We start from the raw sequence: 11,989 nt of genomic DNA, 5'->3' as shown, positions 1-11,989 counted from the left end.
AAAGGCGCCCGGCCCACCCCCAAATATTTCTTATCGCCTCCCCCCACACCCGAGATCCTCAACGAGGACCCCGGTAGGGGCACGGGGTGCTGTGTTTCTTGCCCCGCACGGTCTGCCCCAGCCCGATGTCAGGTTTTTCCTGACGGGATTCTGGCTTTCCCTGACAGACTCGGCCTCCGGATTGTGGTTTTCCTCTGAGCCCTCGTGGTTGAAAAATCCGTAACCTCTACGGTTCACGAATTCCCCTCTCCTGGTTACGATCAAAGTGCAAACCTGCATATACGGAACCCACATCTTGCGCGCTTGGATAAAGGAGGCATGATGCGGCTCACGCGACGGCGCTTTCTGAAGAGCTCAGCGGTCACCGGTGGGCTTTTTCTTGCCGGGCGGCTCTTCTCGCGGGGGCTGGAGACTTTACAAGCGGCCCCTCAGGAGCCTGCGGATCAGCTGACGGAGGAATGGGTTCCCACCCTCTGTTGGATCGGCAAGCAGGATTGTGGAGTTCTTGCCCGGCGGATTAACGGCCGTGTGGTGAAGCTGGAAGGCCATCCGGCGCACCCTCGAAACCGAGGCACGTTGTGCCCGAAAGGGGTAGCTCAGATCATCGCCCTCTACGATCCGAACCGGGTGAAGGCCCCGTTGATCCGGACCAATGAGAAGGGGGTTCCCGGGCGTTGGCGCCAGGCCTCATGGGAGGAAGCCCTCCGCCTCATTGCCGATCAGATCCGCGAGGTTCGCAATCGAGATCCCTCTCGCATTGTTTGGCAGAAAGGGCGGAGCAAGGCTGAGGCGTTTTACGATGAGGCTTTCGTGAAGGCCCTGAAGGCCACTAAGCTGGGCCACGGGGCTTTCTGTTCCGATGCGGGTTATCGAGCGTGCGAATATACCGTGGGCCTCAGCAGCGTGCTCCATCCGGATTTTCGTTACACCCGCTATTTGCTGGCCTGGGGATGGAACTTGACCAACGCGGGGGGAAATAAGCTGTGCTGGATCACATGGCCCCAGCAGTTCCTCGCCGCACGGGAGCGGGGGATGAAAGTCGTCCTCATCGACCCGCGGCTTCGAGGCGGAGGCCCCTTTGTGGACGAATGGCTGCCGATCCGCCCGGGAACCGATCTGGCCCTGGCCCTGGCCTTCAGCCATGTGCTGATCGAGGCTCGCCATGTGGATGCGGATTACCTGAAACGATATACCAATGCTCCATTTTTGGTGAAAGAAGATGGTTTCTTCCTTCGGATCGATGGAAAAGAACAGGTATGGGATTTGAACACGGGTCGCCCTCAACCTTACGATGCACCGGGCGTGGAGCCCGCGCTGGAGGGCGTCTACGAGTTTGAGGGTCAGAAAATCCGCCCGGCTTTCCAGGCGTTTAAGGAGCATGTGGCCCCCTGCACGCCGGAATGGGCGGCGGAGATCTGCGGAGTCCCCGCGGAGCAAATCCGCCGGATCGCCCTGGAGCTGGGCGAGAACGCCATGATCGGCAGCACCATCCGGGTGGATGGAATGGACCTCCCTTACCGCCCGGTGAGCGTGATGGCGTATCACATGGCGCAGCAAGAGCTGGGCTTCCAAGCGATCCGCGCCATCCTCCTGGTGTTCATGCTCCTTGGCGCCGTGGGCGCTGTCGGAGGTCCGATGATGGATTTTACCTGGAAGATCCATCCGAATTTCGAGAAGCTGGATCAGATCAAGATTCAAGATCCTCCCTACAACTTCTATCTCAAAGATAGCCCCTTCTTTCCAATCAACAGCGCCAACCCTGCCGTGATGGCGAAGGTTATGCAAAACCCCGAGAAATACCATGTGGAAAAGCTGCCTGAGATCGTGATCGTCCATATGACAAATCCCTTAATCGCCTTCGGTTCTCAGCCGGATATCGCCGAATCTTATAAGCGTTTCAAATTCGTGGTGGTGATCAGCCCGTGGCTTTCGGAGACCGCCGATCTTTTCGCTGATGTGGTTCTTCCCGCGGCCATCCTGGAGAAATACGAAGGGCCGTCTTCGATCTCGGATGGGTATGTGGATGGGGTGGCCTTGCGGCTTCCGGTGATGGAGCCGTTCTTTGAAGCTCGAGGGGAGATTGAGATCTATCTGGACCTCTGTGAGCAGCTGGGCATTCTCTACGGAGAGGGAGGGTATCTGGATGAGTTGAACAAGGCTTTGAAATTGAAGGGACCGTATCAGCTTCCTCTGGACCGCAAACCGTCTGTCCGGGAGATTTTCGACCGCTGGGCGAAATCCCTGGGGATCGAGGAAGGGATCGCCTATTTCGAAAAGCACGGCGTTTGGGTGAAGGGTCCGATCCCGGTGAAGGCCCGTTACGGCTATGCCATAGAGCCGCCTTTTGGGGGGATCCGCCATCGGTTTTACGGCGAATCCCTGTTACGGTATCGCCAGGAGATGAAGGCGCGCGGCGTCGATGAGATCTACTGGCGAGATTACACCCCATTTCCCACCTGGCGCCCATTGACGATGGATGGTTCGCCACCTGAATATCAGTTCTATCTGATCAGCTACAAGATGATCGAATTCAAGCAATCCCGGAGCAGCTTCATCCCCTTGCTCGCCGAGCTGGCGCCGCGCCAGCGCCTGGATATCCACCCCAGGACCGCTCAGGCCTTAGGGGTTCGAGATGGCGAGGAGGTATGGGTGGAATCCCATCATGCGCTAACGGGGGAAACTCGGCGGGTGCGGGTGCGGGTCCATTACACGGAGGGGATCCGGCCGGACACCGTGGGGTTGCCGCATGGGTATGGGGTGTGGACCCATCCATGGGCCCAGGGCCAGGGGCCAGGAGCCAGCGCTCTCTTTTTCACCGGCGAGGGCTATGTAAGTTGCACGGCGGATCAATCTTTTCAGGTGAAAGTGCGGATCTATAAAGCCTGAGATTAAAGCAGAGACGTGGTCGTGTGCCCCTGATCTCGGGTTTGACAAATAGAGAAGACCTGGAGGATTCGCCATGCCGCGTTACGGAATGGTAATCGACCTCAGCCGATGTATGGGCTGTCGAGCCTGCATGGAGGCTTGTAAGGTTGAGAACAACACCCCTCAGGCGATTTTCTGGATGTATGTGTTTCGCTTTGAGGAGGGGGAATTCCCGAACGTCCGTCAATGGTTCATGCCCCGTCCCTGTATGCATTGTGACAACGCGCCGTGCGTGAAAGTCTGCCCGGTCGGCGCCCGATACAAGCGGGAGGATGGGCTGGTGGCGACGGATTGGGAACGATGCATCGGCTGTCGCTATTGCGAGGTGGCCTGCCCCTATGGGGTGAATTACTTTAACTGGAAGCGACCGGATCGGAATTACTATCTGGACTGGAGCGATCCGAACCTGCAATCGATTACAGGGGGGATCGCTCCCCCATATAAGAACCCAGATTTGGACCAAGCCTATGGTGAGGAGCGCCGGCGGATCGCCGGGGGAGGGCACGTCAAGGGCGTGATCGAGAAGTGCACGTTCTGCGTCCATCGGGTGGAGAAAGGAAAGCTGCCGGCCTGTGTGGCGAACTGCCCGGTGCAGGCGCTGCTCTTCGGGGACTTGGATGATCCGGACAGCCTGGTCTCGCGAGTGCTCCGACAAAAGCCGCATTTCCGGCTTCTGGAGGAGCTGGGCACAGAGCCTCGCGTGTTCTATGTGGGTGGGAAACCGCCGGGAGCAGAAATCCGCCAAATCGAACCTGTTCGAGCGAGGGTGTGAGTATGCGTGGATTGAGCGGACGTCTTCCCTACGGTGTGGGCCAAATCACCCCAGGCTGGCTGCTCCTGGTCGGCCTGGCGGCGACCGTGTTCGCCTCCGGCTTGCAGGCTTATCTCCAGCAATTGAACGAAGGGCTGGTGGTTACCAACCTCCGGGATATCGGGACGATGGGAGGCGCCCCCTGGGGGCTCTATGTGGCCTTCGACGTTTACTTTGTGGGAATCAGTTTCGCTGGGATCACCGTAGCCGCCTTGATCCGCCTGCTCAACTTAAAAGAGCTGAAACCGCTCTCCCGGATGGCCGAGCTGTTGACTATCACGGCGCTGATCCTCGCTGCCCTGGCCATCCTGGCGGATCTGGGGCAGCCGCTTCGAGGGTTGCTGAATCTTCCGCGCTATGCTCGCCCGCAATCCCCATTCTTCGGGACCTTCACCCTAGTCGTGGCGGGGTATCTGTTCGCCAGCGTGGTGTATTTCTTTCTGGATGGCCGTCGGGATGCGGCCGTTTGCGCTCGGATCCCCAGCCCGCTTCAGTGGTTTCACCGGCTCTGGGCTTCCGGTTATCAGGGAACACTGGAAGAGCAGAACCGACATCATCGGACCAGCTTTTGGCTGGCGATCGCCATTGTTCCGCTGCTGATCACGGCCCACTCCACCCTGGGCTTTGTGTTCGGCCTTCAGGTGGGGCGGCCGGGGTGGTATAGCGCGCTACAGGCCCCTGCGTTCGTGGTGATGGCGGGCATCTCCGGCCTGGGGCTCCTGGTGCTCCTGGCCGCCGTCTTCCGCTGGGCGTTGCGGGCGCATGACCGCCTCAACCTCGAGGTCTTCCAGTGGCTGGGGCGCTTCCTGTTCATCCTCATCGCGATTTACCTTTACTTCACGGTGGTTGAGGTCCTGACCGGGATGTATACCGGCGGTCACCATGAGCGACGAGTGATGGAGACCTTGCTTTTCGGGGATTATGCCCCCATTTATTGGTTCTCCATCCTTAGTCTGGTCATCCCCTTCGCGCTGTTGGCGTTCCAGTTGCTCAGCCATCGCTGGTCGGTTCCCCTGCTGGTCCTGAGCGGCCTGCTGGTGAACTTGGCCGCCGTCGGGAAGCGTTTCCTAATCGTCGTCCCCTCCCAGACGCACGGCACGCTCCTTCCTTACGGCACCGGTTTCTACCTCCCCTCTTCAGTAGAGGTGCGGATCATCTTGGGCTTGCTCGGGTTGGGAACTCTGATTTACGCCCTGTTCGCCAAGGTTTTTCCCATCATGGAGATCGAGGAGGCGGAGGAGGCAGTGCCGTGGCGTGCCCAAGCCGTGTTCACCCTCCCGACAGGCCGTGCCTTCCAGCCGCGGACCGCAGTGACCATCGCCATGGTGATCGCCGGGTTTTCCCTGCAAGCCCTCAGCTATTTCGTCTTCGCAGCCCCATGGGGATTCCCGCCCGATAGCCCGATCTACAGTAATCCGCGGGTGGTCCTGGTTCCCACCCCGGTGGTCGCTTCCGTTGAGCAATGGGCTTATGGGGTGGGGCTGTTCCTTTCGATATTGGGCTCGCCGCCAACGCTTTTCATCCTCGGGGTGATGATCGTCTTCCTGGCCGCTGTGGTTTACGAGCTCTGGCCCGGATAACATATTGGGGATTTGGGGCGGAGCCGGGCGCTAAGGGCGTCCGGCTCCGCCCCCCTCCCTACGACCCAAAAGGCTATGGGGAGGGGGAATGAAAGGAGGTAGGGCCCTTCCGCCTCTTCCTATTCATTGCCCTTTATGTCACAAAAAGACGGCACGTCCATGAAGCAAATCCATCTGGCGGATGTCGCGCAACTGCGTTATGCGCTCTATCGATTTCTATCCGCGTCCCTTCTCTACCCCGAAGAGGCGCGTTTAGAGCACCTAAGCGAGGCAGGGGAGATTCTGGAAGCACATAGGACGGCGCTCCAGCACTTCGCGTTTTACGGCCCATGGCGGCGTTGGGCGGATTGCCTGGGCCGTTACTGTAGGAAACCCCAGGAGCTCCAAGCATCTTATACAACGCTTTGCCAAACGATTCCCCTCCAAGCTTCTCGCTATCTGGATCCGGAAGGCCCGGGGCAGGGGAGGATCATGCTGAAGCTTGAGCGGAAATACCGGGAAGCGGGCCTGATGCTGTCAACGCGCCATTCTTTGCCTCCAGATCACCTGGCCGTGGAGCTGGAGTTCATGGCTTTCTTGTGCCAGCATGAATCCGAGGCGTGGGCGGGGGACGATCCGGCGTCGCTTCCTCTTCCCGTAGAACACGTTTTCCTCCGCCAGCACCTTCGGCGTTGGGTTCCGCTGCTGACCTGGCGCGTGCGAGAGGAAGCCGCAGCGAATCCATACCGGATCGCCGTGGAGGCCATAGAGGCTTTCATCCACCACGACGCGGATTGGCTGGCCCTCGTCTCCTCCGCCACCAGGGAATGGAGGGGAAAAGCATCCGCTTAGCGTTTCTTTTCCATGGAGAGCAAATCCCACATGAAAACCCAGGCCTTCCAAACACATACCCCTCAGCGATCAAGTAACGGATCCGGGCCTGCTCGAACGGCGATCCTGGTCTGTGGGGACCTGGACCTGGATTTGATGGCCCTGCGGGATCGCTTGTCTTCCGTTTTCCCCGACGGGGTTTTCCATGTGCTTCCCCATCTGTGCGAGCGGCCTCCCAATCTTCATGCTTTCCTCCAGCAACAAAGAGTGGAGCGCTTGGTTCTCGGGGTATGTCATCCCCGGATCAGCCTTGGCCTGATCCAGGCGGAGGCACGCAAAGCGGGGGTGGATCCTCTGGGGATAGAGATTCGGGCTCTTCCCTCCGGGAGGGAGAAGGCCCGGATTGAGCAGGCTGTTCTCTACCTGGTGGCTGCTGCCGCTCGGGCCCAAAAGTATTCAGGAAGCCATATGGATCAGATCCGTCCCCGCTTCGCTCGGGAGCTGGATCGGCGGGCCATGCTTCGTCTGTCCTGGCTCTTTTACGAAGGGGTGCCGGCGGTGGATCGGGCGCGTTGCGCAGCCGAGCAGGGCTGCCAAGTATGCCAGGAGGTGTGCCCCTATGAGGCCTGGCGGTGGGTGGACGGGTGGCCGGAGCTGGATAAAGAGGCCTGCCAGACCTGTGGGCTGTGCCTGATGGCCTGTCCGCGCGGCGCGATGGTGAACCCCGCTTGGACCCCGGAGCAGTTTGAGGTGGAAATCCAGACCTTACTGGATCCCCGTGTAAGGGAATTAAGCCCACGGGGGATCGTGTTTCAATGCTGGCGAGAAGGTGGGGAACCGATCCGGGTTCATCCCTCGTGGTTGAAGGTGGCCGTTCCATGCGCGGGGACGGTCCCTCCGGCCTGGTTGCTGGCCCCGCTGATCTTGGGTGCTGGAGCCGTCCGGGTGCTGCCGTGTTCAAACGGGTGCGCACACCCGTTCGAAGGACGGCTGGAAGGAACGGTGCGCTTCTGCCAGCGGGTTCTGGCTCAGATGGGGGTTCGCGAGGATCGAGTTCGTATCGGGGGGGATCTCCTTCGGCCTCCTCCGGAGCCCATCGGGCGGATCGAAGCCCCTGGGTTGTTCTTCCCCTCAGGGGCGGCAAAGGTTTTCCGGATGCTGGCGGAGCTCTGCCAGCATCCGGAGCTCACTCTTACGGATCCCTTCGCCCCCTTGGGGCAGGTCGATATCGATCCGGCCTCCTGCACCGGTTGTGCCCAATGTGCACGGGCCTGCCCCACGGAGGCCATCCGCCTGGAGGAAGAGACGGATCGCCTGCAATGGACCTTTGATATGGGACGCTGCGTGGCCTGTGAGGAGTGCGTGCGAGTGTGCCCGGAATCCGATCGAGGGGCCATTCGGGTGATCCGCGTGGTGGACCTGGAGCGCTTAAATGGTGGGCGGACGAAGCTGCACGAAGCGAAGGTCCTGCGTTGCGCGAGGTGTCATCAGCCGATTGCCGCCGCGCCCCTGTTGGATTGGATCGAGAGCCGCTTGGGGAAGGAGAACGCTGCTTTGCTGAGCTACTTGAGGCAATATTGTCCGGCCTGTCGTCAAGCTTTCATGAACGCAGGGGGAATGAGCTGGGAACTGGACGGTTGAATGGAATAGGGGCTGGGGATAGACCCAGGCTTTTTTCATTCAGCGGGTTCCCATGGGGATGTGGGGGCGAGCCGGGGATGAAGGGGGATGGGGTCATCCATTTGACCTAAACGGTGGGATTGCTGAAAAGCCCTGGGAATAGACCGTTTGGCGGAATGGGGAGATGGAAAGAAAATCATTGTGGAGGTGGTCCTGCCATCCCCAAACTCTTTCCTTAATCCTTAGCCGATGCGCTTGGTTAAGGTCTTTCGATGGCTGATCGGGGTGCTCTGGATCCTGACAGCATGCGCCCCTGGGGCTTACCCCTATGTGCGGTTGAACACCGAGGGGGATAATGCGGTCGTTGCCCCAGAGCGAGCGCCAGGGCGCCTGCCATTGCGGGTGGCGGTGGCCCCGGTGCTTTCCCCCCGGGTAACCTTTGAGACCTACAGTCCCCTCCTCGATTACCTGGCCCACCGCCTGGATCGGCCGGTGGAACTGCTTCAGCGTCCGACTTATGCGGAGATCAACGATCTGATCCGCACCGGCCAGGCCGATGTGGGCTTCGTTTGTGGGGGCGCCTTCGTCGAGGGGGAACGGGAGGGCTATATGGAGCTTTTGGTGGTTCCGCAGATCAACGGAACCACCACCTATCAGGCCCTCATCATTGTCCGAGCGGATAGCTCCTTCCATCGGCTGGAGGATTTGCGTGGGCGACGCTTCGCGTTCACAGATCCCCTTTCGAACTCCGGGCGGCTCTATGTGCAATATCGCTTAGCCCAGATGGGAGAGACCCCGGAGGGCTTCTTTCGGGATACGTTCTTCACCTACAGCCATGACAACAGCATTCGGGCAGTTGCTCAGGGGCTGGCGGATGGCGCCTCGGTGGATTCCCTCGTCTATGAATCCCTGAGCCACAGCGAGCCGGCCCTGATTGCGAACCTGCGTGTGATTGAACGCTCACCCCCTTTTGGGATCCCGCCGGTGGTGGTTCATCCGGAATTAGATCCTAAGTTAAAAGAGGCACTGCGCCAGGCATTCCTGGAGATGCCTTGGGATCCCCGAGGGCAGAAGGCGCTGGCGGTGTTAGGCGTGGAGCGCTTCGTTCTCCCCGACCCTGCCGCTTATGAGGATATCCGGCGTATGGCGGCAAGGGTCCGCGGATGGCCTTAGGAGGCCGTGATGGCGCGGCTTAGGGCTGATCTCGGACAATCGGCCCAATGGCTATGGCGTAAGATCACCGGGATTTCCATTCGCTATAAATTGCTGGGAATGGTCTTAGGGGTGATCCTGCTCCTGGGCCTGGCCGTAACCCTTCAGGTCCGGAGCCAGCTGGCCGGGCGCCTGCGTCAGGGTCTAGAGGAACGAGGCCTCGCGTTAGCTCGCGATCTGGCCGAGGATGCCACCGATCTGATCCTGACCCAGAACCTTTTCGGGCTATATCAGCAACTGCGCAATACCCTGGAGACGAATCCTGACGTTCGTTATATTTTCATTGTGAGCCCGCAGGGGGAGGTTCTGGCTCACTCTTTTCCCCATCGCGTGCCCTCCGATTTGCTTCGGGTGAATCCTCTCTCCCCTGGTCAACCCTGGCGGGTTCAACTCCTGGATAGCGATGAGGGGCTGCTCACCGATGTGGCGGTCCCCATCCTGGGGGGTCAGCTGGGAGTTGTGCGGCTGGGGCTCTCCCATCAACGGCTTCAGAGCGCGGTGATCACAGCAACCTATCGTCTGATTGCGACGACGCTGCTGGCGCTCCTCATTGGAGGGATCGCGGCCCTTCTTCTGACCCGTGTGTTAAGCCGCCCCATCCTGGAACTGGTGGACGCTGTCCGCGCGGCCAGCCGAGGGGATCTGAGCCATCGCCCGCCAGTGCGAATGGCTGACGAAATCGGGGAGCTCACGGCCGCCTTTAACGTGATGATGGACGATTTGATCCGTTTTCAAAACGAGCTGTTGCGTCAGAACAGGGAGCTGCGGATCCTGAACACAATCGCCCGCGCCCTTTCAGAAGCCCGCTCCCTCCAAGAGATCTTAGAAGTCGCATTGCGGAGTACCCTGGATGCCCTGGGATGTCCGGCGGGATGGATCGTTCTCCAACCTGAAGGTTCGCCGACTCCGATCCTGGCGGCTCAGCAAAGCCTCTCAACGGTTTTCTCGAATCGTCTCACCGAATTCGGAGTATCGATATGCCCGTGCGTGCAGGCCATCCTGCATCAGAAGGAATGGGCCCAGTTTGTGCCGCGCTCTCAATGCCCGATGCTGGAATGGGCTCAGGAGGCGGGAAGCCCCGAGGCTGGGTTCCAGCGCCATCTCAGTGTGGCCCTGATGTCCCGGGATCGAATCCTGGGGGTGATGAACGTCCTGATCCCCGCTCATGGGGATGCAGGAGCGCTCGGAGCCCGGGCGGAAGCGATGGAGCCATGGGGCGATGATGCGCAGCTGACACGTGTGATCCAGCTGATGGGCGCCATCGGACGACAGATTGGGGTCGCACTGGATGCCGAGCTGCACCGGCAGCGCCTGATGGCTGAGATGCAGCAGCGGGAGACGCTTCGCAGTCAATTTCTGGAGCGGATCCTGATGGCCCAAGAAGAGGAACGTCGCCGCATCGCCCGCGAGCTCCACGACGAGGCCGGACAGGCGCTGACTTCCCTGCGGGTGAGCTTGGGATTGCTGGAGCGGGAGATCCAGCAACCCGAAGCCATGCTGGGCCGTGTGGCGGAGTTAAAGCATCTGGTTGAGGAGATTATGGAGGACCTGCATCGTCTGGCGATGGATCTGCGACCGGCCATTCTGGATCACCTGGGGCTGGTGGCAGCTCTGCGCCAGTATATTGGGATGTATCAGCGCCGCTATGGCCTGGATGTGCAATTTGAATCGATCGGGCTAGAAGAAGAACGATTGCCTCCTGCGGTGGAGATCGCGCTTTACCGGATCCTCCAGGAAGCCTTGACCAATGTGGCCCGCCACGCGCATGCCACTCGCGTGGATGTTCTGTTGGAGCGGAGGGGCGATCGCATTGTCGCTGTCGTGGAAGATAATGGGGTAGGGTTCGATCCGGAGCAAGCTATGTGGGATGGCCATCTGGGGCTCTTCGGGATGCGGGAACGGGCGGAACAGTTGGGGGGGAAGTTGATCGTGGAGAGCGCGCCGGGTTCGGGGACGACCGTGGTGGTGGAGGTGCCGTATGCCCATTCGGATTCTGATCGCGGATGATCATGGGCTGGTGCGGGCTGGCCTGCGGGCCCTGTTAAAGGATGAGCCGGATCTGGAGGTGATCGGGGAGGCCGCCGACAGCGAAGACGCCATTCAAAAGGCCATGGCGCTGCGCCCCGATGTCATGTTGCTGGATATCAGCATGCCAGGGAGGGGCGGGATCGAGGTCACCCGCTTCTTGAGGAAGGCGCTTCCGGAACTCCGCATCCTGATCCTAACGGTTCATGAGGACGAGGACATGCTGCGGGAGGCGATCCGCCTGGGGGCCTCGGGCTACATCATCAAACGAGCTGTAGAAGAAGAGCTGGTCCATGCCATCCGGGCGGTTTGGCGGGGCGATCTTTACATTCATCCCGCGATGACCCGTGCCTTGCTGAAGGATCTGAAGGCGCCTGCGGTGGAACCCGTCCTGGTCGAGCCGCTGACCCCTCGGGAGCTGGAGGTGTTGCGGCTGATCGCCATGGGTTACACGAATCGACAGATCGCGGAAGAGCTGGGGATCAGCGTTCGAACGGTGGAAACGCATCGGGCGAATCTAATGGGCAAGCTTGGTCTGAGCAGCCGGGTGGAGCTGGTGCGCTATGCTCGAGAGCATGGCCTGATTTAAGGCGGCGATTCAGGTATCGCTGTCGGATGGGATATTCTCTTGGCCTCCTCACCCCCTGAATTTTCCCCATCGGACGTGTTCGCATCGTGTGTGTCGGAAAGGGAAGAACCCTCTCTCCGGTGGCGGGTTAACGTTCTGCCCTTTAGACTTGCATATGGAGCTAACATGGACTTAGGAATTATGCAGCGCATCTCCTCCCGGGAGGGTAGGGGCCTGGGCTGGGTTGTTCACATGGAGGGACACGCGCTATGCCCTTGCCCGGGCGCCTGTTGAGTTGCTGCATTTGCTTTAGGAATATGCGCCGCAGGCGTCCGGCTCGCCCCCACCCCCCAAGGAATCAAAACCAAAGAAAGAAGCAGGATGCTTTGTCCATTTTTAGATTTGAGGTTTTCGGGGCTGGGCCGGGGCTTTCAGCCC

Annotated in this window: 8 protein-coding genes; all 8 read left to right on the top strand. The window is 60.1% G+C overall.

Annotated elements, in window-relative coordinates:
• Positions 1-321 precede the first annotated feature (321 nt).
• The 8 genes from ACFMO5_RS10350 (at position 322) to ACFMO5_RS10315 (ending at position 11,572) form a co-directional block, all read left to right on the top strand.
• On the top strand, positions 322-2,886 hold the full coding sequence (locus ACFMO5_RS10350) for a molybdopterin-dependent oxidoreductase (protein WP_376792672.1): 2,565 nt from the start codon (positions 322-324) through the stop codon (positions 2,884-2,886).
• Between the two features lie 73 nt (positions 2,887-2,959).
• Positions 2,960-3,697, top strand: a complete 738-nt coding sequence (locus ACFMO5_RS10345) for a 4Fe-4S dicluster domain-containing protein (protein ID WP_376792671.1) — start codon at positions 2,960-2,962, stop codon at positions 3,695-3,697.
• A 2-nt stretch (positions 3,698-3,699) separates the two neighbouring features.
• Positions 3,700-5,316 carry an NrfD/PsrC family molybdoenzyme membrane anchor subunit gene (nrfD, locus tag ACFMO5_RS10340; RefSeq protein WP_376792670.1) on the top strand — a complete coding sequence of 539 codons (1,617 nt, stop codon included), beginning with the start codon at positions 3,700-3,702 and terminating at the stop codon, positions 5,314-5,316.
• 159 nt (positions 5,317-5,475) lie between these two features.
• Positions 5,476-6,147 carry a molecular chaperone gene (locus tag ACFMO5_RS10335; RefSeq protein WP_376792669.1) on the top strand — a complete coding sequence of 224 codons (672 nt, stop codon included), beginning with the start codon at positions 5,476-5,478 and terminating at the stop codon, positions 6,145-6,147.
• 30 nt (positions 6,148-6,177) lie between these two features.
• A complete protein-coding gene (locus tag ACFMO5_RS10330; protein ID WP_376792668.1) occupies positions 6,178-7,767 on the top strand; it encodes a 4Fe-4S binding protein in 1,590 nt (529 codons plus the stop codon).
• 228 nt (positions 7,768-7,995) lie between these two features.
• Positions 7,996-8,919 carry a phosphate/phosphite/phosphonate ABC transporter substrate-binding protein gene (gene phnD, locus ACFMO5_RS10325; RefSeq protein WP_376792667.1) on the top strand — a complete coding sequence of 308 codons (924 nt, stop codon included), beginning with the start codon at positions 7,996-7,998 and terminating at the stop codon, positions 8,917-8,919.
• A gap of 9 nt (positions 8,920-8,928) precedes the next feature.
• On the top strand, positions 8,929-10,965 hold the full coding sequence (locus tag ACFMO5_RS10320; protein WP_376792666.1) for an ATP-binding protein: 2,037 nt from the start codon (positions 8,929-8,931) through the stop codon (positions 10,963-10,965).
• The gene (locus tag ACFMO5_RS10315; protein ID WP_376792665.1) at positions 10,937-11,572 is read left to right on the top strand and encodes a response regulator; all 636 of its coding nucleotides are present in this window, start codon (positions 10,937-10,939) and stop codon (positions 11,570-11,572) included. Before ACFMO5_RS10320 ends, ACFMO5_RS10315 begins: the two co-directional genes overlap by 29 nt.
• Positions 11,573-11,989: the final 417 nt, after the last annotated feature.

Origin of the sequence: Thermoflexus sp., from assembly GCF_042408365.1 — a bacterium.
Taxonomy (GTDB): Bacteria; Chloroflexota; Anaerolineae; order Thermoflexales; family Thermoflexaceae; genus Thermoflexus.
Note: the sequence above shows the minus strand (reverse complement) of the source record. Positions and strands in the feature narration are given on the sequence as shown.